Origin of the sequence: Rathayibacter sp. AY1A5 (assembly GCF_002930875.1) — a bacterium.
In the GTDB taxonomy this organism is placed as follows: Bacteria; Actinomycetota; Actinomycetes; order Actinomycetales; family Microbacteriaceae; genus Rathayibacter.
The window spans coordinates 1-22,444 of sequence record NZ_PSTM01000007.1 but is presented as its reverse complement, the minus strand read 5'-3'; the positions used below and the strand labels follow the sequence as shown (position 1 = coordinate 22,444).

Genomic DNA, 22,444 nt, shown 5'->3' with positions numbered 1-22,444 from the left:
GTGATCACATGAACCGGATCCTCGATTTCCAGACCCTCGAAGGTGAGGCCGACGCGCACGACGCCGCGCGCGTCAGCACCTTCAGCGTCATCTCGCCGTGCCCGGGCTGGCCCAGCTCGATCACGTGGGGCAACTGCTGATAGTCGCTACCGGGCGCCCGCGATCCAGCATGACGTGGATCGCGGGCGTCTCACGAGTAAGACGTCCCCACCTTCGTCGAGGAGAAACGCTCATGATCCCCACCCTCCAGGCTCGAGCCGTCGAGCAGGTCATCACCGTAGGCCGGCAGCGGACGACCGTCCTGCGGGGCTGCGACATCGATCTGGAAGGGGGCGGGCTCACCGCTGTCGTCGGCCGCTCCGGCTCCGGCAAGTCCTCTCTCCTGATGTGCCTCAGCGGACTGGACCGGCCGACGTCCGGCGTCGTCGAGGTCAACGGCCGGGACGTGAACAGGCTGTCAGCGGCCGATCGCGCTCGCATGCTCCGCGCCCAGATCGGGTTCGTGTTCCAGCAGTACAACCTCGTGCCCTTCCTCGATGTCGAGGAGAACATCGCGCTCCCCTTCAGGCTCGACCGATCACCCGTGCCGCACGACCTGATCGGTGGACTCGTGGAATCGTTCGGCCTGCGCGACCGGCGCCGTGCGCCGGCGCGAACGCTCTCGGGAGGTGAGCAGCAGAGGACCGCTCTCTGCCGCGCCCTTGCACGGCGGCCCGGCATCGTCTTCGCCGACGAGCCGACCGGCGCCCTCGACTCGCAGAGCTCGCGGGTCGTCCTGTCGACTCTGAGGACGATGGCGGACGAGGGCCAGATGATCGTGATGGTCACGCACGATCTCGACGCCGCAGCCCTCGCGGACACGGTCGTGGTGATGCACGATGGTCGGACCGTGCGGACGACCGGACGCTGCACCAGCCATGAGCTGCTGAGCATCCTCGAAGAGGCCGGGGCCTGACTCGTGTCCCGTTACGTCGTACGCCTGTTCGCCGACGAGTGGCGCCGATGGTCTCCCGCGATCGCTGTGGTCGCCCTGATGGCGACGCTGATCGGGTTGTGCGTTCAGCAGTTCGCCTGGACCGGCGACCCCGCATTCACCGCCGCTGTCACGGAGGCCGGCGTCGCGCTCGGGGAGTTCCGGATCCTCTCGATCACGATCTGCACTGTCGTGGCGCTCGTCGGCTGGGTCGCCCTGACGATCGTCGGCCGAGCGAGCGTTCTGGCCACAGGACGCACGCACGCGCTCTGGCTCCTGCTGGGCGCCTCCCGAGCCCAGGTGTTCGTCGTCACTCTCCTCGTGCTCGGCATCGTGAGTCTCCTCGGCGCCGGCATCGGAGCGCTCCTCTCGACACTGCTGGCGTTCTGGGCGGTTCCCGCATTCAACGGTGCCGTCTCGTCCGAGGTCGATCTTCCGAGCTTCTCGCTCGCGCCCTGGGCTCCGGTGGTCACGCTGGCGCTCGGCACGCTCACCGCTCTGGCGGGCGGAGTCCTGCCCGCGCGCCGCGCCGCCCGCACGCCGCCGAGCGCCGCGCTGCGTGAAGTCGGGAGCGGTCGACCGGGTACGGCGATGCGCGCGGTGCGGATCGGCTGCGGCATCGCCCTCCTCCTCATCGCCTCCGGCCTTGTCACGGCATCCGCCTCTGCTCGAGAACTCGGAGCGACCGGACCGGCGCCGATGTTCAACCTGGCCGTCGACGTAGGAGGCAGCGTCCTCGTGGCCGTCTACCTCCTCTGCCCGGAGGTGATCGCGCTCGTCTTCCGGGCTCTGCACGCGCTCTCCGCCCGATCGGGTCTCGTCGTCGCGGCTCTCGGAATCCGCGCGGCAGCAGCCCGGGTGCAGGTCAGCACCGCCACGATCGCGCCGCTCACGGCAGGGCTGGGGGCGATCGCCGTGCTCCTGTGCGCGGTGGAGTCCGTCGTCGCCATGACGACGGCGGTCCGGCCCGGGACCCGCGCCGATCTCACCGATGTTCTGACGATCGTCGCAGTCGTAGCCGTGTCGATGCTCGCCACCAGCGCCACTGTCGTCGCTCTCTCTGCGCAGAACCGCGAGCGCGAGATCGCCCTGCTCCAGGCAGCGGGCCTGCAGCGCCGACAGATCATCGGGCTCGTCGTCTCCGAGAGCCTCGCGATGTCCCTCGCCGCTTCCACAACAGCAGCCGCACCCGTCGCCGCCACCGGCGCGGTCTGCTGGCTCGTCAGTCGCGCAGCACTGGGCGAAGGGGTAGTGATCTGGCCGGTCCCGAGCGTCGTTCTCGGCCTCATCGGCTCGTGGATCGTGCTCTCGCTGATCCTCCTGATTCCCGCGCAGGCTCGGCTTCGCCGTCCCCCTGGACCGAGGTTGCGTGAGCAGGGTGTCTGACGTGATCACGGGTCGCGACGCACTGCCGCCTCGGGTTTCTGCGATCGCCGGACGGCTGCGACATCTCGCAGCTCTGCAGCCGTCGAGCGCAGCCGCGGAGCCGACAGGCCCCCGGCAGGTGCTCCTCCGGGATCCCGACGGGCGCCCCGTGCAGCACACCCTCGTCATCGCACCGCAGGAGTCTCTGGTGCTCTCGCCGGGCGCCGCCGCTTTCGCACTTGTGAGCGATCAGGACGGTGATGAGCATCACCGCATCCGCGTCGCCGTCGCGACCAGGAGCGGAGCCGTCGAGATCGTTCAGGACGAGCGCCCCGTCTCCCCGCGCATCCGATCGTTCTCGGACGGATTCCTCTGGATAAGGCGGAACGACGCGGGTCGGCCCTGGCAGGCGGTCTGGTGGCATCGCAGCCTGACGACTCCCCACGTGCTGCTCGAAGAGCCCGATCAGGCTCGGAGGCTCGATCTGCGCAGCGTCGCCGGGGCGATCGCCGTACTCGCATCGAGAGGGGCGCGCGACTCCCGGTACTGGGTGCTGACCGGAGAGGAGAGCAGTCCCCCGACGTGCCGTCGCCTCGACCTCGGCACGGAGAACGCGGATGTCTCCGCCTGCAGGGGCGGCCTCGCGGTCCTGTATCGACGGCACGGAGTCGTCCGGAGGACCGGCTCGACGCGTCCTCTCGAGGTTCCCGTTCCGAAGGCCCTTCAGGCGGAGCACCTGCAGGAGGCCCAGGGTGAGCTCTTCGTACTCGGACGGTCGTCCGGCAGGAGAGCGGTGTGGCTGCCCGGCGGCGGGGCAGACGCGCTCTGGCTCGCGCCGGCGGCCGGGACCCTTGTTCCCGCCGTCGATCCGATCACCCGCCACCCGATCATGCTCGTCTCCTCCCCTGCTCACCGCGCCCACTGCGTCACCCCTGTACCGGGTAAGGCACTCGCCACCGAGGTCACAGAACGGATGAAGGTCACGTCACTCACTGCGCCGAGCCGGGACGGCACCCTCGTCCCGCTCACCCTGATGACTCCTGACGGCGCCGACAGCTGTCCCGTCGTCGTCCACGTCTACGGCGCCTACGGCATCAGCCTCGAGGGGCCGTTCGATCCCTTCACGGACGACCTCCTCGCGCGCGGAGCCGCGATCGCCTACTGCCATGTCCGCGGGGGCGGAGAGAACGGCCCGGAGTGGCATCGGCAGGCGACCGGCCTCGGCCGCGAGCGCCCGATCGAGGACCTCCTCGCCTGCCTGGCGTTGCTTCGTGAGCTTCCAGGGATCGACTCGCACCGGCTCCTTCTCACCGCGGCGAGCGCGGGCGCGCTGGTCGCTGCGACGGTCTGCCTCCGTCGCCCCGCAGAACTCCGTGGCCTCCACCTCGTGCATCCCTTCCTCGATCCCGTCGGCGCGCTCGATGATCGCTCCGCAGCCGCGGCGGCGTCCGACCGTGAGGAGTTCGGTGACCCTGACTGGATCCTCGCGAGCGGGCTCTCTCCACTCGCGACGATCGCCACAATGGTGGGGCGGAGCCGACCGCTTCCGCGCGCGTGGATTCGAGCCGGTCTCCGCGATGCCCGAGTCGACGCGTCGGCGATCGCGGAATTCGCAAGCGCCTACCGGGCAGTGGCTGAGCGCGACGATCCCGCGCACGTCGTCCTCCGTGCGACCTCGGGCGGTCACCTCAGCGGACTGACGCCCGAGGAGTCCCACCAGGAGAACGTCCTCGCTCACGCCTGGACGCTCGACCTCCTCGGCCTGGCCTGACCCGTCGAGCGCAAGGACGAGGGCGATCGTTCCGGCGGGAGCCGATCTCGTCCAGGCGAGAACTGCCCTACGGCGTCACTGGCCGGCACCCGACACCCCGCCCGCCGATTCGTGCGGCATCGCCACGCACCGCCACAACGAGAACCCGGTGACCGCGGAGGCGTGCTCTCCCGACTCCGTCGCCGCCGGCCCCCACTCCTGCAGCTCGGTGCACCCGTCCGCAACTGCGGCCTTCCGCACCGACTCGGTCGGCGGAGCGGAGTTCTTCAGCACCAGCAGAGGCGTGCGTCCTGCCGCGATCATCCGGGTGACGTCCTGCTCGGTGAAGACCCGCGCCTGGCCGGAGTAGCCGCCGTCGGTGAGCACGCTCGCGCCGGTCGCCGTGATGATCGGCGCCGAGATCGCCCAGGAGTCGGTGAGGAACAGGGGCGCGCCGTCCACCCCGCCGCCGGCGGCACGAGCGGCGGCGACCAGGCCGGTCTCGTCGGCGGTCATCGAGTCGTGCCCGCCGACCGCGTCCGGCGACGAGACCGCGAACGGAGCCGAGGTCTCGGCCCTCTGCGGGAAGCGCAGGCCGACGAGCGCGTCCCCGCCCGACCCGTCGAGGGACGCGTCGAGCACCTGGAGGCTGAACGCGATCGGCCCTGCCAGGATCACGACGGCCGCTGCGAGCGCGATCGAACGATGCCGGGCCGCGCCTCTGCTCGCCGCCGCACCGCCCCTACTCCACCGGGCCGCCACCGCGACCACGACGAGCCCTGCTCCGGCGAGCGCCGCGAGCGGCAGGCCCAGCACCGACGGCAGCTGCCCGCCCACGGCGAGCGCCGCGCTCCACGCCGTCTGCCCGACCAGGAGGAGCGGCAGCACCAGCCGCGCGCCGACCCGGGGCGACGCGAGCAGCCGCACCCCCTCCGCCCAGCCCAGCGCGGCGAGGAGCGCCAGCTGCACGCCGATCGCCGCGACGTACGCCATGTGCGGCACCGTCGCCACCGAGAGCACGCCCGCCGCTGTCACCAGCCACACCGCGAGGCAGACCAGGAGGGCGAAGGCACCGCGGGCACCTCCCCGCCTCCCCCGCCGCGGCCACCAGCGCACGGCGCCGAGCACCAGCCCGGCGAGCGCCGCGGGATACAGCCAGCCGACCTGCGTCGCGTACTGCGCCAGCAGCAGCTTGGCCGGCGAAGACCCCGCTGCTCCGCCCATCGTCGCCACGTGGGCGGAAGCGACGACGGCGCCGGGCACCGCTCCCGGGATCAGCCGGTCGAGCCCGTTGAACCCGAACACCATCGCGAAGGCGTCGTTCCCCGTCGACCCGTCGATGTAGGGCCGGTCCCCTGCCGGCACCGCCTGCATCGCGACCATCCACGCCACCGAGGCGCCCACCGCGACGGCCAGGAGCCCGCCCGCCCAGGCGAGGGCTCGGCGCCACCCGTGCACCCCGACGAGAGTCGCCGCCACGAGCGCCGGCAGGACGAACCAGGCCTGCATCATCTTCGCCTGGAAGCCGATCCCGATGGACAGCCCGGTCATCAGGAGCGGCCACCACCGCCCGGTCAGCACCGCGCGCTGCCACCACACCAGCGCCACGGCGAGTGCCGCCGTGAGCAGCCCGTCCTCCATCGGGTGCCCGAACATCGACACGAAGATCGGCGTGCTCGCCGCCGCGGCCGCCGCGACCAGCCCGAGCCCCCGGCCGCCCCATCGGAGCCCGACGACCGAGCACGCCGCGACGGTGATCAGCCCCTCGAGCAGCTGCGGCAGCGCGATCGACGACGTCGACATCCCGAACAGGCGGATGCTCAGCGCCTGCGGCACCGCGAATCCCGTCAGCTTGTCCAGCGTCACCGTGGCGGCGGGATCGAAGGCTCCGAACGCCAGCGCGTGCCACGACTCCGACATCGACCGTGCCGCCGCCTCGTAGAAGACGGCGTCTCCGCCCCGGGCGAGATTCCAGCCGGTGAGGGCCGTCGAACCGCACAGGATCGCGAGGAGGGTGAGCCGCGCCCACCAGCGTTCGCGCCACCAGCGGGCGAGCGGAGCGGAGTGGGTCACGTCCACCGACGCTAGGGAGCCGGCCTGCCGCCGCCCTTGCGGGCGGTCGGGGAGACGCCGTGCATGCCGCTCCGGCCTCTCAGTCCGGACGCCGCCGGCACGGCCGACGACCAGGAAGGGTGCCGCGCCGCCCCGGTCACCCTCTAGGGTGCGGACATGCCCCGCTCCATGGCCGACCTCTCCTTCCGCCGCGCCCAGTGGGAGCAGCGCTACGCACCGCACGTGGCTCCCGTGAACCGCTGGGTCGACGAGCTGCGGAACCCCTACGGACGCGGCTGGCTGCCCTACGTCGCGCCCCTGCACGGCGGAGTGGAGGCGCGCGTCCTCAGCGTCCTCCGCGATCCCGGCCCCGCCACTCAGGACGGCATCGGAAGCGGCTTCCTCTGCACCGAGAACGACGACCCGACGGCGGAGCTCATGGCCGGGCTGATGGACGAGGTGGGCCTCGCCCCCGCCGACCTGCTGCCGTGGAACGCCTACCCCTGGTACATCAACCGGGCCCCGAACGCCGAGCAGCTCGACGCCGGCGTCGAGACCGTCCTGCATCTGCTCGCGCTCGCCCCCGACGTCGAGGTGGTCCTCCTGCAGGGCGGCGACGCCGATCACGGCTGGCGGCGCCTCCTCAGGCGGCACCCGGCGATCGAGCGCGAGCGCGGCCTCACGGTGATCCGCACCTTCCATCCGTCGCGACAGGCGCTCTGGGCACGGGATCCCGCCGAGCGGGAGGCGCGCTCCGCTCGACGTCGCGTGGCTTTCGCCGAGGTCGCCGCAGCGCTCCGGTGAGCGGTCCGCAGCGTCACGACGAGGCCCGGAAACGACGGAAGCCCTGACGACGACCAGTGGTCTCATCAGGGCTTTCCGTCGGGCTGACAGGATTTGAACCTGCGACCCCTTGACCCCCAGTCAAGTGCGCTACCAAGCTGCGCCACAGCCCGTGGCAGACCGGGCCGAGGCCCGGGCAACTCGACTACCTTAGCGGATGCCGACGCCGGAAGTGAAAACGAGCGGGCCCCGTAGACTCGCTGGGCGGAACGCGTCGGCACGGGTCGACGCGCCGTCGGCAGCTCGGGAGGCGTCAGCAGTGGATGCGCGGCAGAAGCGATCACAGGTGGCCCTGCACCGGGCGATCGTCGAACTCGCGACCGGCCGCGACGTCGCCACCCTCACCGTCTCCGAGATCACCGATCTCGCCGGCGTGAACCGCTCCACCTTCTACGCCCACGCCTCGTCCGCCGCGGAGCTGCTCTGCGCCGCCCTGCAGGACGAGCTCGACGCGATCCGGGAGGGCTACCTCCAGCAGCTCCGGAGCGGTGCCGCGACCGACGCGAGCATCCGCGAGGGCACCTCCCGCGTCCTCGGCCACCTGGACGGCCACCGCGACCTCTACCTCCGCGCCTTCGACGCCCCCGGCGGGGACTCGGGCCTCCGCGCGATGCTGGCAGGGCACTTCCGCACCGCCGTCTCCGCGACGCTCGACACGGGGATCCTCGACGTCCCGGCCGCGGACGCACCGCTCGGCTTCCTCGAGGACGCGACGGCCTCGTTCCTCGCGGCGGGCTCCGTCGGCCTGATGGAGCAGTGGCTCCGTCTGCCCGCGCCCCGCGATCCCGGCAGCTACCTCGCCGCCTACCGACGGCTCCTGCCGCCGTGGTGGCCCTTCGCCACCGGCGACTGACCGGCCTCGTCGGGCGCCGCTGCGCAGACGCTCGCCGAGAGAGTCGACCGCTCGGCTCGAGGGCGGCCGCAACTCCGCAAGCCGGACCGCGCGGCTCCTCGCTCCCTCTCGAGAGAGCTGTCCCGCTCGGCCGTGACGCCTCGGCAGCAGCATCCGCCCGCGCGACTCGATCGCTGCTCCTCCCGGAGACGCGGACGGCCCGCGGGAGGAGCTCCCACGGGCCGGACACGGTGCGGCTGCGCTCAGCGCGCGCGCTTCTCGCGGACGCGCATGTTGACGTTCACCGGCGACCCCTGGAAGCCGTAGATCTCGCGCAGGCGGCGCGCGATGTAGCGGCGGTAGCCCGGGTCGAGGAACCCGGTCGTGAAGAGGACGAATGTCGGCGGGCGCGACGAAGCCTGCGTGCCGAAGAGCACGCGGGGCTGCTTGCCTCCGCGGAGGGGGTGCGGGTGCGCCGCGGTGAGCTCGGCGAGGAACGCGTTGAACTTGCCCGTCGGGATGCGCGTGTCCCACGACTCGAGGGCGAGCTCGAGCGCCGGCACGAGCTTCTCGAGGTGGCGGCCGGTGCGGGCCGAGATGTTGACGCGGGGCGCCCACGCCACGTGGGCGAGGTCGGTCTCGATCTCGCGCTCGAGGTAGCGGCGGCGCTCGTCGTCGAGGAGGTCCCACTTGTTGAAGGCGAGCACGAGCGCCCGGCCCGACTCCAGCACCAGGTCGATGATGCGGACGTCCTGCTCCGAGATCGGCTGCGAGACGTCGAGGACGACGACGGCGACCTCGGCCTTCTCGAGCGCCGTCGAGGTGCGCAGCGACGCGTAGAAGTCGGCGCCCTGCTGGAGGTGCACGCGGCGGCGGATGCCCGCGGTGTCGACGAAGCGCCAGACCTTGCCGGCGATCTCGACCTGCTCGTCGACCGGGTCGCGCGTGGTGCCGGCGAGCTCGTTGACGACGACCCGCTCCTCCCCCGCCGCCTTGTTGAGCAGGCTGGACTTGCCGACGTTCGGGCGGCCGAGGATCGCGACGCGGCGCGGTCCGCCGACCTCGCGCTTGGCGACGGCCGACTCCAGAGGGAGCTTCTCGAGCACCGCGTCGAGAAGGTCGGCGACGCCGCGGCCGTGGACGGCCGAGACGGGGCGGGGCTCGCCCAGGCCGAGCGACCACAGCGATGCGGCGTTCGGCTCCTGGCGGGCGTCGTCCACCTTGTTGGCGGCGAGGAAGACCGGCTTCTTCGTCTTGCGCAGCAGCTTCACGACGTGCTCGTCGGTCGCGGTCGCGCCGACGTTCGCGTCGACGACGAAGATGACGGCGTCGGCGAGGTCGATGGCGATCTCGGCCTGCATGGCGACGGAGGCGTCGATGCCGCGGGCGTCGGGCTCCCAGCCGCCGGTGTCGACGATGGTGAACGCCCGGTCGATCCACTCCGCCTTGTAGGACACGCGGTCGCGCGTGACGCCCGGGGTGTCCTCGACGACGGCCTCGCGGCGGCCGAGGATCCGGTTCACCAGCGCGGACTTGCCGACGTTGGGGCGGCCCACGATCGCCACGACCGGGAGGGCGGGGAGGTAGCGGACCTCGTCCGAGTCCTCCCCGGCGAACTCGAGGAGGTCGAGGTCCTCCTCGTCGAGGTCGTAGTCCTCGAGTCCGCTCCGGAGCGCCTGCGCGCGTGAGGAGGCGAGCTGCTCGTCGAGGTCGCCGAGGCGCTCGACGAGGTCGTCGTCTCCGAAGTTCAGCTCGTCGTCACCGACGTGCGTGTCCTGTGCCATGACCGGCCCTTGCTCTCGAAGTTCGGACCTCGGCGACGACCGCGTCGACGGTCTGCTCGAAGTCGAGATGAGTGGAGTCGAGAAGAGTGACTCCTTCTGCGGCGTTCATGAAGTCGACCACCTGCGAGTCGGCGCGGTCCCTCGACCGCAGCGCCTGACCCGTCGCCTCGGCGGATTCCGTGGTGACCTCGCGCGAACGCCTGGCCATTCTAGCCTCTTCGCTCGCCGTCAGCAGGATCCGGACCGGAGCGGTCGGTGCGACGACCGTCGTGATGTCGCGGCCCTCGACGATGATGCCCTCCCGACGCGTCTCGCCGATGATCCTCCGGAACAGCAGTGTGATCCTCCGACGGACCTCGGGGACCTTCGCCACGGCCGAGACCCGCGCGGTCACCCGGGGCTCGCGGATGGCGGTGGTCACCTCGGTCGGACCGACCCACACCGAGTACGACTCGGGGTCGGTGCCGATGGAGTAGTCGAAGCCGTCGAGCGCGTCGACGATCGCGTCCTGGTCCTCGAAGTCGAGGCCGCGGTCGAGCCCGTGCCAGGCGAGCGCGCGGTAGGCCGCTCCCGTGTCGAGGAACTCGAAGTCGAGGCGGCGGGCGGCAGCCCTCGACACGCTGGACTTGCCGCTGCCGGCCGGGCCGTCGATGGCGACCACGACGGCCTCGCCGAAGTCGCCCTGCTCGGCGGCCTCGGAGCGCGCCTCGCGCTCGGGAGCCGCGCCCCCGTCCTCCGGGATGCTCTGCTGTGCCCGGCGGGCGGGCGTCATCCTGTTCAGGCCGCCCTCCTGCCTGTTCTGCTCGGTGCTCATCCGGCGATCCTCCAGCCGCGTATGGTCAGTTCTTCGGTCAGCGGCGCGACCGCTTCGGGCACCACCGAGATCTCGGCGAGACCCACTCGGCGCCCCTGCGCGTGCTCGAGGCGAACGTCCTCGAGATTGACGCCCGCCTCGCCGATCTCCACCAGGAGCCGCGCGAGGGTTCCGGGAGAGTCGTCGACGAGGACGATCAGGGTCGAGAAGCGCTGGTCCTGGCCGTGCTTGCCGGGCAGGCGCGCCACTCCGGCGTTGCCCGCGGCCAGGTGCTCGGCGAGCACGCGGCGCGAGCCGGGCGCCTCGAGGTCGCGGAGCGCGTCGGCGACCGCGGCGACGTCGTCGCGGAAGGCGTCGAGCACCGCGACGACGTGCTCGCGGTTCGCGGCCAGGATCTGCATCCAGAGCTCGGGGGCCGAGGCCGCCAGGCGCGAGACGTCGCGGACGCCCTGCCCGGCGAGGCGGAGCGCCGCGTTCGGGGCGTCGAGGAGGCGCTGGCCGAGCAGTGACGAGATCACCTGCGGGGCGTGCGAGACGAGGCCGACCGAGAGGTCGTGCTCCTCCGGGTCCATCTCGACGATGGTGCCGCCGAGGTCGAGAGCGAGGCCCTCCACCCTTGCGAGCGCGTCGGGCGCGGTCTCGCCGTCGCGGCAGATCACCCAGGGTCTGCCGACGAAGAGGTCTCCCCGCGCGGCGACCGGTCCGCCGCGCTCGCGGCCGGCCATCGGGTGCGAGCCGATGTAGCGGGCGAGGTCGACGCCGCGGGAGCGCAGCTCGCGCAGCGGCTGGGTCTTGACGCTCGCCACGTCGGTGACGACGGCTCCGGGGTGCGCCGCGAGCTCGCGCTCGACGACGCTCGCGGTGACGTCAGGGGGGACGCAGACGACGACGACGGAGGGCCGGTCGTCGGCGGAGGCGGCGCGGCCGGCCCCGTAGTCGATGGCGAGGGAGAGGCTCGCGGGCGAGGCGTCGTCGAGGACGACGTCGATCCCGCGGGAGGCGAGGCCGAGGCCGATGGAGGCGCCGAGCAGTCCGGAGCCGACCACCCGCACCGTCCCGGTCGTCCGCATCGCGGGCGGCGCGGGGTGCAGGAGCTCGTTCACCCCGACAGCCTAGCGATCGGCGCGGCGCTGCTTGTCGGCGCCGGACCGGCGCGGAGGACCGTCGCTCCGCCCGCCGCCGCCGGCGGAGGAGCCGCCGCGATCCGAGGATCGCCCGGCCGAGCCGCGCTCCGCCGGGGCGACGCGCTCGCCGCTGTCAGGCCGGGGCCGCCGCGCACCCGCGCTCACCTTCTTCGAGGGGACCGCGGGAGCGGCCGCCACCGCCTCGCCGCCCTGCCGCGCGATCGTGAGCAGCGCGCCCAGCTCCTCCCGGGTCAGGTCGCGCAGATCGCCCGAGCGCAGGGTGCCCAGGTGCAGCGGCCCGAACTGGCGCCGGACGAGCTCGATCACCGGGTGGCCGACCGCCGCCATCATCCGGCGGACGACCCGGTTGCGACCGGAGTGCAGGGTGATCTCGACGAGCGAGGCGTTCGAGCGGCCCTCCGGCCGGCCGAGGAGACGCGCCTTGTCGGCGGCCACCGGTCCGTCGTCGAGCTCGATCCCGGAGGTCAGCGTCGCGATCGTCTGCGGGAGGACCTGCCCGTGCACCTTCGCGATGTAGGTCTTCGTCACTCCGAACGACGGGTGCGCGAGGACGTGGGCGAGCTCGCCGTCGTTGGTCAGCACCAGCAGGCCCGAGGTCTCGGCGTCGAGGCGCCCGACGTTGAACAGCCGCTCCTCGAAGTTCTTCGTGTAGAGGCTGAGGTCGGTGCGTCCGTTCTCGTCCGCCAGCGAGCTGACGACGCCGATCGGCTTGTTGAGCATGACGTAGCGGCGCGAGGTGTCCAGCTGCACCGCGACCCCGTCGACCTCGATCCGGTCGGTCGCCGGATCGATGCGGCGGCCGAGCTCGTCCGCCACCTCGCCGTTGACGCGGATCCGCCGCGCCACGATCATCTCCTCGACCACTCGTCGGGAGGCGACCCCCGCTGCCGCGAGGACCTTCTGCAGTCGTTCGCCGTCGGGGCCGCTGTCAGGCGCGCTCATCGAATCCGTCTCTTCCGTCGCTCAGTAGGGGGGAGATCTTCGGCAGCTCGTCGAGCGAGGTGAGGCCGAGGTGCACGAGCAGCTGCTCGGTAGTGCCGTAGAGGACCGCGCCCGTCTCGGGGTCGTGGCCGACCTCCGCGATGAGGCCGCGGCCGAGGAGGGTGCGCGCGACGGAGTCGACGTTGACCGCGCGGATCTGCGCGACCTGACCGCGCGAGACCGGCTGCTTGTAGGCGATCACGGCGAGCGTCTCGAGCGCCGCCTGCGAGAGCCGCGTCGGGTTCTGCGTCAGGACGAAGTCCTTGACCACCGGGTCGTACTCGCGGCGCACGTAGATCCGCCAGCCGGCACCGACCTCGCGCAGCTCGAAGCCCCGGCGGATCGCCCCGTCGGCGCCGTCGTAGTCGGCGACCAGGCGCTCGATCGACTGGCGGACCACGGCGATCGGCCTCGACAGCGCGGTCGCGAGGGAGGCGAGCGGCTGCGGCTCGTCCGCGACCATCAGGATCGCCTCGATCGCCCGGTCGATCTCGAACGCGACGGTCCCGGGGCCGGCGTCAGGAGTCATAGTCGGCTCCGAGCGCGGCGAGGCTCGCATCGCTCCACTGCTCGGCGACCCACCGCAGCGTGAGCTCGCCGAGCGGCTCCGGCTGGTCGAACGAGATCGCGGCGTGCCGGTAGAGCTCGAGCACGGCCAGGAAGCGCGCGACGATCACGCCTTTCTCGTCGGCGTCCGCGATCAGCTCGCCGAAGGTGGCCCTCCCGCGGGCGCGCAGCATCGCCACGACGTGGGCGGCCTGCTCCCGGATGCTGATCTGCGGGGCGTGCAGGTGGTCCAGGCCCACCGTCGGCAGCTCGCGCGGAGCGAGGGCGACGGTCGCGAGGGCGGCGAAGTCGGCGGGCGACAGGGTCCAGACGAGCTCCGGCTTCGCGGACCGGTACTCCTCCTCCAGAGGCACGTCGCGCACGTGGCGGGCGGTCTCGATCGCGATCCGCTCGGCGAACCACGACGACACCTGCTTGAAGGCCCGGTACTGCAGGAGCCGGGCGAACAGCAGGTCTCGCGCCTCCAGCAGCGCCGCGTCCTCCGCGTCCACGAGCTCGCCCTGGGGCAGGAGTCCGGCGATCTTCAGGTCGAGGAGCGTCGCGGCGACGACGAGGAACTCCGACGCGCGGTCCAGCCCCTCGAGCGAGTCGATCCCGTGCAGGTACGAAAGGAACTCGTCCGTCACGGCGCTCAGCGCGATCTCGGTGATGTCGACCTGCTGCTTCGCGATGAGGCTCAGCAGGAGGTCGAACGGACCCTCGAAGTTGGTCAGCGCGAGGTGGAACCCGGTGGGAGCGGCGCGCTCCTCGAGGAGGACCTCAGGCGACCGCGCCACGCGAGATCAGCTCCCTGGCGAGCTTGCGGTACGCCTTCGCGGCGTTGTGCTCGGGCGCGAACTGGGTGATCGGGACGCCGGACACGCTGGCGTCCGGGAACTTCACCGTGCGGCCGATCACCGTCTCGAGCACGCTGTCGCCGAAGGCGTCGACCACCCGGTCGAGCACCTCCCGCGAGTGCAGGGTGCGGGAGTCGTACATCGTGGGCAGGATGCCGTCGAGCTCGATCACCGGGTTGAGCCGGTCGCGGACCTTGTCGATCGTCTCGATCAGCAGGGCGACGCCGCGCAGCGCGAAGAACTCGCACTCGAGCGGGATGAGGACGCCGTGGCTCGCGGTGAGCGCGTTGACCGTGAGCAGGCCCAGCGAGGGCTGGCAGTCGATCAGGATGACGTCGTAGTCCGCGCTCACCTTGCGGAGCACCCGGGCGAGGATCTGCTCGCGCGCGACCTCGTTGACGAGGTGGACCTCGGCGGCGGAGAGGTCGATGTTGGCCGGGATGACGTCCAGGCCCGGCACGCGGGTCCTCCGGATCGCCTCGGCCGGGTCCTTCACGGTGCCGAGGAGCAGGTCGTAGATCGTGATGGCGTCGTAGGTCGTGACCCCGAGGCCGGCCGAGAGGGCGCCCTGCGGGTCGAAGTCGATGGCCAGTACGCGTCGGCCGTACTCGGCGAGGGTCGCGCCCAGGTTGATGGTCGTCGTCGTCTTGCCGACGCCGCCCTTCTGGTTGCAGAGGGAGATGATCCGAGCGGGGCCGTGACCGGTGAGCTCCACCGGCAGCGGGAAGTCGCGCAGGGGGCGGCCGGTCGGGCCGAGCGTCGGGGCTTCGAGACCGGTGAGCTCGGCCTTGTCGTCCGTCTTGCGTGTCACCTGCGTCGTCCTCGCTTCCGTGGCGGCGTGCGCTCCCGCGCGGCCTCCGTCGAGTGTACCGGCGCCCCGCTCCCCGGCCGCCGCGCCCCGCCGCGCGGGGCCGCGGCTCTAGCGCCGCGCTCGCGGGTGCGCGGACGTGTAGACGTCCCGGAGCGTGTCCGCCGTCACCAGCGTGTAGATCTGCGTCGTCGCCACCGAGGCGTGCCCGAGGAGCTCCTGCACCACGCGGACGTCGGCACCGCCCGCGAGCAGGTGGGTCGCGAACGAGTGCCGGAAGGTGTGCGGCGAGATCTCCCGGTCCAGCCCGGCCTTCTCGGCGACGGCGCGGATGACCAGCCAGGCGCTCTGCCGCGACAGGCGGCTCCCGCGGACCCCCAGGAAGAGCGCCGGCGTCGCGCGTCCCCTCCGCGAGAGCTCGGGCCGCGCACGCACGAGGTACTCGTCGACCGCCTCGCGGGCGAAGCGGCCGAGCGGCACCATCCGCTGCTTGGACCCCTTGCCCGTAAGCCGCACCACCTCCGCGGCGACCACGTCGTCGACGTTCAGGTCCACCGCCTCCGAGATGCGCGCGCCCGTCGCGTAGAGCAGCTCCAGCAGGGCCCGGTCCCGCAGGTCCGCGAGCTCCTCGCCGCGCGCCGCGTCGAGCAGTGCCGCCATCTGCTCGACCGTGACCGCCTTCGGCAGGGTCATCGGGACCTTCGGCGGCATCACGTCCCGGGCAACGTCGTCCGCGACGACCCCCTCCTCGAGGGCGAAGCGGTGCAGCCCTCGGACGCTCGAGAGGATCCGTGCGCGCGAGCTCGCCGCGAGCGGCCGCTCCGGGCGTGCGGCCAGCCAGGAGGAGAACTCCCCCACGTCGACCCGTCCGAGCTGCGCCAGATCGACGGTCCCGCGCTCCTCGAGCCAGCCGAGGTAGAGCTCCAGGTCGCGCCGGTAGGCCGCGAGCGTGTGCGCCGAGAGCCCGCGCTCCACGCTCGCCTGCCGGAGGTACGCCTCGGCGCAGGCGCGGGGGCTCACCCCCGGGGGTGGCGGACCCGCGGGTGGCGCGTCCACGGCGAGGACGCGTCGCCCAGCCCGTCCCAGTCGCGCGAGCGGAACGCGTGCGCCGCGAGCACCGCGATCGTCAGCGAGGGGTTCTGCACCCGGCGGGCGAGGACCGCCTCGACCGCCTCGTCCAGCGGCACCCACCGCAGCTCCATGTCCGCCTCCTCCGCCTCGCGGTCGAAGGCGGAGCCGGTGGACGAGAGCCCGCGGGCCAGGTAGATCCGGATGACCTCGTCGCTGCCGCCCGGCGAGGTGGCGAACTCCGAGAGCAGGTCCCAGCGCTCGGCCTGCAGGTCCGTCTCCTCGCCCAGCTCCCGCTGAGCGGCGACCAGGGGATCCTCGCCCTCGACGTCGAGCAGGCCGGCCGGGATCTCCCACTCGCGGGTGCGGACAGGGTGCCGGTACTGCTTGATCAGGGCGACGCGGTCCTCGTCGTCGAGGGCCAGCACGGCGACGGCTCCCGTGTGATCGAGGAACTCCCGGCGCAGCTCGCCGCCGCCGTAGCGGAACGTCTCGGCGCGGACGCCCCAGACCATCCCGTCGAAGACGCGCTCACTGGTCAGGACCTCCGGCTCGACGAGCTCGTCCGACAGCGGCTCACTCATCGGCGCCCGCCTCCGATGCCGGGAAGAGGCGCGAGGCCTCCTGGCGCTCGAGGGCGGCGGTCACGAGGCCGCGGAAGAGCGGGTGCGCGGCGTTCGGGCGCGAGCGGAGCTCCGGGTGCGCCTGCGTGCCCACGTAGTAGGGGTGCTTCTCGCGGGGCAGCTCGACGTACTCCACGAGGTGGCCGTCGGGCGAGAGGCCCGAGAACCAGAGCCCCGCCTCGGCGATCCGGTCGCGGTAGCGGTTGTTGACCTCGTAGCGGTGACGGTGGCGCTCGGCAGCCTCAGGTGCGCCGTACACCTCGGCGACGATCGAGCCCTCGGCGAGCTCGGCCGTGTAGAGGCCGAGGCGCATCGTGCCGCCCATGTCCCCGGACGCGAGGATCTCGACCTGCTCGGCCATCGTCGCGATGACGGGGAACTCCGTCTCCGGGTCGAACTCCGACGACGAGGCCCCCTCGAGGCCGGCCTCGTTGCGGGCGTACTCGATGACCATGCACTGCAGGCCGAGGCAGAGCCCGAGGGTCGGTATCCCGTTCTCCCGCGCGAAGCGCAGCGCGCCGAGCTTGCCCTCGATGCCGCGGATGCCGAAGCCGCCGGGCACGCAGATGCCGTCGAGCTCGGAGAGCGCCTTGGCCGCAGCCTCGGGGTCCTCGAGCCCGTCGGAGGCGATCCAGCGGATGGCGACCTTCGTCTGCTGCGCGAAGCCGCCGGCCCGCAGAGCCTCCGTCACGGAGAGGTAGGCGTCGGGCAGGTCGATGTACTTCCCGACCAGGCCGATGGTGACCTCGTGCTTGGGCTCGTGCACGGCCTCGAGCAGTCGCGACCAGCCGTCCCAGACGACCTCGCCGGCCGGGAGGCCCAGCTGGTCGATGATGTAGGCGTCGAGGCCCTGCTCGTTGAGCATCTGCGGGATCTCGTAGATCGACGCGACGTCCTTGGCGTTGACCACGGCCTGCTCGTCGACGTCGCACATCAGCGCGATCTTGCGCTTGTTCGACTCCGACACGGGTCGGTCGCTCCGCAGCACCAGCGCGTCCGGCTGGATGCCGATCGAGCGCAGCGCCGCGACGGAGTGCTGGGTGGGCTTGGTCTTCTGCTCGCCGGAGGCGCCCATGAAGGGCACCAGCGAGACGTGCACGAAGAAGACGTTGCGGCGGCCGAGCTCGTGGCGGACCTGGCGGGCCGACTCGATGAACGGCTGGCTCTCGATGTCGCCGACGGTGCCGCCGATCTCGGTGATGATGACGTCCGGCTGCGGGTCGTCCTCCGACTGGAGGCGCATGCGCCGCTTGATCTCGTCCGTGATGTGCGGGATGACCTGGACCGTGTCGCCGAGGTACTCGCCGGCGCGCTCCCGCGCGATGACCCGCGAGTAGATCTGGCCGGTCGTGACGTTCGCGGCCTGGTTCAGGTTGATGTCGAGGAAGCGCTCGTAGTGGCCGATGTCGAGATCGGTCTCGGCGCCGTCGTCGGTCACGAAGACCTCGCCGTGCTGGAACGGGTTCATCGTCCCCGGGTCCACGTTGAGGTACGGGTCGAGCTTCTGCATGACGACGCGCAGCCCGCGCGCGGTCAGCAGGTTGCCCAGGCTCGCGGCCGTGAGTCCCTTGCCGAGCGAGGAGACGACACCGCCGGTGACGAAGATGTGCTTCGTGATCTTCGAGGGGGCGTCCTGCCCGGCCGTCGAAGCGTTCCGGGTCGAGGACCCGGAGGAGCCCTCGGGATCCGAGGGAGAAGAAGAGGAAAGGCCCGCGTTCGTAAAGTCCACCACGGGGTTCCACCGTAACAGCAGAACGGCGGCGGCGGACCGTCCGGGACGGATCGATGTCGTCCAGGGCCGCTCGCGATCAGCCCCGCCGACTCGATTCGAGGAGCTCCCGCGCATGAGCGAGAGCGTTGGCGGAGTCGGTGAGCCCCGAGAGCAGGCGCGCCATCTCGGACACCCGCTCCTCGGAGTCGAGCTGCGTCACGGCGCTCGAGGTCACCGCGCCGTCCGAGCCCTTCTCGACGCGGAGGTGGTTCGTGGCGAATGCGGCGACCTGCGCGAGGTGGGTCACCACGATGACCTGCGACGTCTCGGCGAGCCGCGCGAGCCGTCGGCCGATCTCGATCGCCGCCGCTCCGCCGACCCCTGCGTCGACCTCGTCGAAGACGAACGTCGGCACGGGGTCGTTGGCGGCGACCACGACCTCGATCGCGAGCATCACCCGCGAGAGCTCGCCTCCCGAGGCTCCGCGGGCGAGGGGCCGGGGTGCGGCCCCGGTGTGCGGCTGGAGCAGCATCTCGACGGAGTCGCGCCCGTGGACGCTCGGCTCCCCCGCGGCCGTCACCTTCACGTGCAGGCGCGCATCCGCCATGGCCAGCGCGGTGAGCTCGTCGCTGACCCGCTCCCCCAGCTCGGCGGCCGCCGCGGTCCGCAGCTCGGTCAGCCGGGTCGCGAGGCGGTCGACGAGGTCCGCGTCGGCAGCGGTGTCGGCCTCGAGAGCCGCGATCCTCTCGTCGTCGCCGTCGAGCTCGAGCAGGCGGAGTCCGGAGGAGTCCACCAGATCGAGCACGTCGTCCAGCGTCGGTCCGTAGGTGCGGGCGAGCAGAGACAGCTCCGCCCGCCGGTTCTCGATCAGCTCCAGGTCGTGCGCGCCGTCGAGGTCGAGCTCCGCCAGGTAGGAGGAGAGCCCGCCGGCGGCGTCGACGAGGAGCACCGCCGCCTCGCCGAGCGTCTGGACCGTCGGCTGCAGGGCGGCGTCGTGCTCGGCCGCCCGCTCCAGCACGCGCCGCGCCGTCTCGAGGAGCCCGAGCGCGTCCCGCCCGTCCAGCTCCTCGGACGAGATCGCCTCGCGGGCCTCGCCGGCGGCGAGCCGGAGCTGCTCGATGCTCCCGAGCCGGGCGGACTGCGCCGCGAGCTCGACGTCCTCCCCGCGCTGGGGGGCGACCACCTCGATCTCGGCGAGGGCGGAGCGGAGCCGTTCGGCTTCGCGGGCGCGCGTCTCCCGGGCCTCGGTGAGCGAGTCGAGCTCCTCCCGGTTGGCCCGCCAACGCTCGAAGGCGCTCGCGTAGTCGCGGAGGGCGTCGGCGAGACCGGGTCCGCCGAACCGGTCGAGCGCCTCACGCTGCGCCGCGGCGGAGCGGAGGCGGATCTGGTCCGACTGCCCGTGCACGACGACCAGCTGATCGGCGAGTTCGCTCAGCACGCTGACCGGTGCGCTCCGGCCGCCGACGACGGCTCGCCCGCGTCCCTCCGCCGAGACCGAGCGCGCGAGGAGCAGCTCCGGGCCGTCGAGATCGCCGCCGGCGTCGTGGACCCGCTCGGCGACCGGGCCCTCCTCGGGGACCAGCCAGCGCCCCGACACCCAGGCCTGCTTCGCTCCCGAGCGCACCGCGGACGCGTCCGAGCGCGCGCCCAGCACGAGGCCGAGCGCCGTGACCACCATCGTCTTGCCGGCGCCGGTCTCGCCGGTGACCGCGGTGAAGCCCGGTCCGAGCGGGAGCGTCGCCTCGGCGATCACTCCGAGGTCGCGGATCTGCAGCTCTTCGAGCATCGGGCCTTACTCCGTCTCCGCCGACCCCCGCCATCCGCGGATGGGGAGACCGAACTTGTGCACGAGTCGATCGGTGAAGGGGGCGTCGTGCAGGCGCGCGAAGCGCACGGGCACGGGCGAGCGCCGGTAGACGACGCGCGCTCCCGGCGGCAGCTCGTAGGCGCGCCGGCCGTCGGCCCAGAGGACGCCGACGCCGTCGGTCCTCTCCTTGACCTCGACGGCGAGGCTCGACGACGGGCCCACGACGAGGGGCCGCGCGAAGAGAGCATGGGCACTGAGCGGAACGAGGAGCATCGCCTCGACGGTCGGCCACACCACGGGCCCGCCCCCGGAGAAGGCGTAAGCGGTGGAACCGGTCGGAGTGGACACGACGATGCCGTCGCAGCCGAAGCTCGACAGCGGACGTCCGTCGACGCCCACCATGACCTCAAGCATCCGCTCGCGGCTGCCCTTCTCGACCGTGGCCTCGTTGAGCGCCCAGGTCTCGTAGACGACGGCCTCGTCGATCTTGACGCGCACCTGCAGGGTCATCCGCTCCTCGACCGCGTAGTCGCCGTCGAGCGCACGGGCGACCGCGTCGTCGAGATCGTCCCGCTCGCTCTCGGCGAGGAACCCGACGTGGCCGAGGTTCACGCCGAGCAGAGGGGCCGTCCCCGACCGGACGATCTCCGCCGCGCGGAGGATGGTCCCGTCCCCGCCGAGCACGAACACGAGCTCGATGGACTCGAGCGGCACGTCGGACCCGAGCACGGCGACGTCGCTCAGATCCGGAGCGACCGCGACGATGTCGCCCTTGTCGTCGGCGCAGAGGACGGGGTGGGCGCCGGAGTTCCGGAGGCGCTCGACGACGAGGACCGCCGCATCGAGGGAGTCCGTCCGTCCGGTGTGGGCGACGACGAGGATGTTGCGCTCGCCACGAGGGGACTGCATCGAGGGTGTGTCCTTCTGGTCGGTCGACAGCGGCGGACACGATCGCGTCATCCGGTGGTGAGCGCGGTGACCGCGTCCCTCCATTCTGTCGGAATCGTTCCGCGGTCGCGGTGGAGGTGCGCCAGATACTCACGATTCCCAGCGCCACCCGGGAGTGGCGACTCGGCCAGCCCGACGACGCCGAGCCCCAGGTCCCACGCCGACCACAGGACGTCCGAGAGGGCCTCGCGACGCAGCTCCGGATCCCGGACGATCCCCTCCCGCACTCCCAAGCGGCCGACCTCGAACTGCGGCTTCACCAGCACCACGAAGTCGGCGAGCGGATCCACAGAGGCGGCGACCGGAGGCAGAACCATCCGCAGGGAGATGAAGGACACGTCGGACACGACCAGGTCCGGCACGATCGCGGTCCTGGCGGCTTCGGCGAGCCGGGCGGCGGTGAGATCCCGCGCATTGAACCCCTCCACCACGTGGACGCGATCGTCGGACCGGATCCGGGGAGCGAGCTGCGCGTGCCCGACGTCGAGGGCGATCACCGAGGCGGCGCCGCGCTCGAGCAGGACCTGCGAGAACCCGCCCGTCGACGCCCCGACGTCGAGAGCGTTCCGGCCGGCGACTCGCACCGTCGCGAAGGTGTCGAGGGCGGCGAGCAGCTTGTGGGCGGCCCGGCTGACGTAGTGGTCGAGGCCGGCGACCGCGACGTCCTGATCGTCGCGGACGCGGATCGAGGGCTTCAGTGCAGGGACGCCGTCCACCGTCACCAGACCGTCGGCGATCATCCGAGCGGCATGGGTGCGGGACCGGGCGATGCCCCGTTCGGCGAGAGCCGAGTCGAGTCGCGAGTCTTCGGTCATCGGTCGCGGTCGGCGTTCTCGAGTCGGATGCGCAGCTGCTCCTGCAGCTGGACGTATCCGGCCGCCCTCTTGTCGAGCGCAGTCTGCTCGATCCGGAGGAGCTCGTCTGACAGGACGTGTTCCTCCACGACGTCGAAGCCGTTCTGGAGCGGCCTCGATTCCGGAGAGGACGTCGGGTCGTGCTGAGTCATCGCTGCTCCTCGTTCCGGAGTCGGGCGACGACGGTCATCGTCGCTCCGGCCGGCCCTGTTCGTCCTCGAACAGAGACCGACCGGTTAAACAGCGATGGCCACCCATTTCTGGGTGGCCATCGTGAATGGTGTCCGGCGGTGTCCTACTCTCCCACAGGGTCCCCCCTGCAGTACCATCGGCGCTGAGAGTCTTAGCTTCCGGGTTCGGAATGTGACCGGGCGTTTCCCTCTCGCTATGGCCGCCGTAACCCTGGCGACACACGCACCCGAGGGCACATGGTCAAATCTGGGTTACACGCCGTGCGTGTATTCAATTGTTCCGCTCCTCCCGAAGGAGGATGCGGGGTGCCCGTCTTCTGGGAACCACAAAGTGGACGCAAGCAATCTCTGGCCACTCCTACCAGCCTTTACAACGGTATGAGTGTAGTGATTATCAAGTTATCGGCTTATTAGTACCGGTCAGCTCCGACAGTCTTTAGTCCTGTCTTCCACATCCGGCCTATCAACCCAGTCGTCTGGCTGGGAGCCTCT

The 22,444-nt window shown here is 71.9% G+C and carries 20 protein-coding genes, 1 tRNA gene, 1 rRNA gene and 1 pseudogene; 6 read left to right on the top strand and 17 right to left on the bottom strand.

Features of this window, described 5'->3' with window-relative positions; genetic code table 11:
- The first annotated feature begins 8 nt into the window (after positions 1-8).
- From C5B98_RS17230 to C5B98_RS17450, 4 genes are all read left to right on the top strand, one after another.
- The gene (locus C5B98_RS17230; RefSeq protein WP_258059251.1) at positions 9-140 is read left to right on the top strand and encodes a hypothetical protein; all 132 of its coding nucleotides are present in this window, start codon (positions 9-11) and stop codon (positions 138-140) included.
- Positions 141-232: 92 nt separating this feature from the next.
- A complete protein-coding gene (locus C5B98_RS06405; protein WP_104225415.1) occupies positions 233-955 on the top strand; it encodes an ABC transporter ATP-binding protein in 723 nt (240 codons plus the stop codon).
- Between the two features lie 3 nt (positions 956-958).
- On the top strand, positions 959-2,359 hold the full coding sequence (locus C5B98_RS06400) for an FtsX-like permease family protein (RefSeq protein WP_104327485.1): 1,401 nt from the start codon (positions 959-961) through the stop codon (positions 2,357-2,359).
- Positions 2,360-3,227: 868 nt separating this feature from the next.
- On the top strand, positions 3,228-4,109 hold the full coding sequence (locus tag C5B98_RS17450; RefSeq protein WP_374953049.1) for a prolyl oligopeptidase family serine peptidase: 882 nt from the start codon (positions 3,228-3,230) through the stop codon (positions 4,107-4,109).
- A 75-nt stretch (positions 4,110-4,184) separates the two neighbouring features.
- On the opposite strand, the gene C5B98_RS06390 is transcribed toward C5B98_RS17450, so the two are convergent.
- Positions 4,185-6,161 (bottom strand): glycosyltransferase family 39 protein, encoded by a 1,977-nt coding sequence (locus tag C5B98_RS06390; RefSeq protein ID WP_104327483.1) that lies wholly within the window; start codon positions 6,159-6,161, stop codon positions 4,185-4,187.
- Between the two features lie 156 nt (positions 6,162-6,317).
- Here C5B98_RS06390 and C5B98_RS17220 point away from each other — a divergent pair, with 156 nt between their 5' ends.
- Entirely contained in the window at positions 6,318-6,944 is a 627-nt protein-coding gene (locus C5B98_RS17220; RefSeq protein ID WP_104273319.1) for a uracil-DNA glycosylase, read from the top strand.
- A 78-nt stretch (positions 6,945-7,022) separates the two neighbouring features.
- On the opposite strand, the gene C5B98_RS06380 is transcribed toward C5B98_RS17220, so the two are convergent.
- A tRNA-Pro gene (locus tag C5B98_RS06380) sits at positions 7,023-7,096 on the bottom strand.
- A 173-nt stretch (positions 7,097-7,269) separates the two neighbouring features.
- Between C5B98_RS06380 and C5B98_RS06375 the strand changes: the two genes are divergently transcribed.
- Complete coding sequence (locus tag C5B98_RS06375; protein ID WP_104225419.1) at positions 7,270-7,836, top strand: TetR/AcrR family transcriptional regulator; 567 nt, start codon at positions 7,270-7,272, stop codon at positions 7,834-7,836.
- Between the two features lie 242 nt (positions 7,837-8,078).
- On the opposite strand, the gene der is transcribed toward C5B98_RS06375, so the two are convergent.
- The 15 genes and pseudogenes from der to rrf all read right to left on the bottom strand — a co-directional run bounded on the left by der (position 8,079) and on the right by rrf (position 22,160).
- A complete protein-coding gene (der, locus tag C5B98_RS06370) occupies positions 8,079-9,599 on the bottom strand; it encodes a ribosome biogenesis GTPase Der (RefSeq protein WP_104222506.1) in 1,521 nt (506 codons plus the stop codon).
- Positions 9,574-10,413, bottom strand: coding sequence for a (d)CMP kinase (cmk, locus tag C5B98_RS06365; RefSeq protein ID WP_244230649.1), 840 nt, complete (start codon positions 10,411-10,413; stop codon positions 9,574-9,576). The genes der and cmk overlap by 26 nt, the downstream gene beginning before the upstream one ends.
- Positions 10,410-11,483 (bottom strand): prephenate dehydrogenase, encoded by a 1,074-nt coding sequence (locus C5B98_RS06360; RefSeq protein WP_104222605.1) that lies wholly within the window; start codon positions 11,481-11,483, stop codon positions 10,410-10,412. Before C5B98_RS06360 ends, cmk begins: the two co-directional genes overlap by 4 nt.
- A 258-nt stretch (positions 11,484-11,741) precedes the next feature.
- A pseudogene (locus tag C5B98_RS06355) lies at positions 11,742-12,500 on the bottom strand (pseudouridine synthase); the annotation flags it as partial.
- Entirely contained in the window at positions 12,487-13,068 is a 582-nt protein-coding gene (scpB, locus tag C5B98_RS06350) for an SMC-Scp complex subunit ScpB (protein WP_104238575.1), read from the bottom strand. The pseudogene C5B98_RS06355 and the gene scpB, both read right to left, overlap by 14 nt.
- Positions 13,058-13,882, bottom strand: a complete 825-nt coding sequence (locus C5B98_RS06345; protein ID WP_104267431.1) for a ScpA family protein — start codon at positions 13,880-13,882, stop codon at positions 13,058-13,060. Before C5B98_RS06345 ends, scpB begins: the two co-directional genes overlap by 11 nt.
- Entirely contained in the window at positions 13,866-14,753 is an 888-nt protein-coding gene (locus C5B98_RS06340; RefSeq protein ID WP_104222502.1) for a ParA family protein, read from the bottom strand. Before C5B98_RS06340 ends, C5B98_RS06345 begins: the two co-directional genes overlap by 17 nt.
- 108 nt (positions 14,754-14,861) lie before the next feature.
- Positions 14,862-15,770, bottom strand: a complete 909-nt coding sequence (gene xerD, locus C5B98_RS06335; protein ID WP_104225422.1) for a site-specific tyrosine recombinase XerD — start codon at positions 15,768-15,770, stop codon at positions 14,862-14,864.
- Positions 15,767-16,402 carry an NUDIX hydrolase gene (locus tag C5B98_RS06330; RefSeq protein ID WP_104233392.1) on the bottom strand — a complete coding sequence of 212 codons (636 nt, stop codon included), beginning with the start codon at positions 16,400-16,402 and terminating at the stop codon, positions 15,767-15,769. Before C5B98_RS06330 ends, xerD begins: the two co-directional genes overlap by 4 nt.
- A complete protein-coding gene (locus C5B98_RS06325; RefSeq protein WP_104222604.1) occupies positions 16,395-18,059 on the bottom strand; it encodes a CTP synthase in 1,665 nt (554 codons plus the stop codon). Before C5B98_RS06325 ends, C5B98_RS06330 begins: the two co-directional genes overlap by 8 nt.
- 190 nt (positions 18,060-18,249) lie before the next feature.
- On the bottom strand, positions 18,250-19,938 hold the full coding sequence (gene recN / locus C5B98_RS06320) for a DNA repair protein RecN (protein ID WP_104247183.1): 1,689 nt from the start codon (positions 19,936-19,938) through the stop codon (positions 18,250-18,252).
- A 6-nt stretch (positions 19,939-19,944) separates the two neighbouring features.
- Positions 19,945-20,868, bottom strand: a complete 924-nt coding sequence (locus tag C5B98_RS06315; protein WP_104324584.1) for an NAD kinase — start codon at positions 20,866-20,868, stop codon at positions 19,945-19,947.
- Positions 20,869-20,915: 47 nt separating this feature from the next.
- On the bottom strand, positions 20,916-21,722 hold the full coding sequence (locus C5B98_RS06310; RefSeq protein WP_104233394.1) for a TlyA family RNA methyltransferase: 807 nt from the start codon (positions 21,720-21,722) through the stop codon (positions 20,916-20,918).
- Positions 21,719-21,913, bottom strand: coding sequence for a hypothetical protein (locus C5B98_RS06305; protein ID WP_104222496.1), 195 nt, complete (start codon positions 21,911-21,913; stop codon positions 21,719-21,721). Before C5B98_RS06305 ends, C5B98_RS06310 begins: the two co-directional genes overlap by 4 nt.
- 130 nt (positions 21,914-22,043) lie before the next feature.
- Positions 22,044-22,160 (bottom strand): 5S ribosomal RNA (rrf, locus tag C5B98_RS06300).
- Positions 22,161-22,444: the final 284 nt, after the last annotated feature.

What these genes read in the sequence shown, in the direction of transcription:
- C5B98_RS06305 (WP_104222496.1), bottom strand. Translation starts at nt 21,913, where the DNA reads ATGACTCAGCACGACCCGACGTCCTCTCCGGAATCGAGGCCGCTCCAG.
- C5B98_RS06315 (WP_104324584.1), bottom strand. Translation starts at nt 20,868, where the DNA reads ATGCAGTCCCCTCGTGGCGAGCGCAACATCCTCGTCGTCGCCCACACC.
- C5B98_RS06310 (WP_104233394.1), bottom strand. Translation starts at nt 21,722, where the DNA reads ATGACCGAAGACTCGCGACTCGACTCGGCTCTCGCCGAACGGGGCATC.
- C5B98_RS06405 (WP_104225415.1), top strand. Translation starts at nt 233, where the DNA reads ATGATCCCCACCCTCCAGGCTCGAGCCGTCGAGCAGGTCATCACCGTA.
- C5B98_RS17230 (WP_258059251.1), top strand. Translation starts at nt 9, where the DNA reads ATGAACCGGATCCTCGATTTCCAGACCCTCGAAGGTGAGGCCGACGCG.
- der (WP_104222506.1), bottom strand. Translation starts at nt 9,599, where the DNA reads ATGGCACAGGACACGCACGTCGGTGACGACGAGCTGAACTTCGGAGAC.
- C5B98_RS06330 (WP_104233392.1), bottom strand. Translation starts at nt 16,402, where the DNA reads ATGAGTGAGCCGCTGTCGGACGAGCTCGTCGAGCCGGAGGTCCTGACC.
- scpB (WP_104238575.1), bottom strand. Translation starts at nt 13,068, where the DNA reads ATGACTCCTGACGCCGGCCCCGGGACCGTCGCGTTCGAGATCGACCGG.
- recN (WP_104247183.1), bottom strand. Translation starts at nt 19,938, where the DNA reads ATGCTCGAAGAGCTGCAGATCCGCGACCTCGGAGTGATCGCCGAGGCG.
- cmk (WP_244230649.1), bottom strand. Translation starts at nt 10,413, where the DNA reads ATGAGCACCGAGCAGAACAGGCAGGAGGGCGGCCTGAACAGGATGACG.
- C5B98_RS17450 (WP_374953049.1), top strand. Translation starts at nt 3,228, where the DNA reads ATGCTCGTCTCCTCCCCTGCTCACCGCGCCCACTGCGTCACCCCTGTA.
- C5B98_RS17220 (WP_104273319.1), top strand. Translation starts at nt 6,318, where the DNA reads ATGCCCCGCTCCATGGCCGACCTCTCCTTCCGCCGCGCCCAGTGGGAG.
- C5B98_RS06360 (WP_104222605.1), bottom strand. Translation starts at nt 11,483, where the DNA reads ATGCGGACGACCGGGACGGTGCGGGTGGTCGGCTCCGGACTGCTCGGC.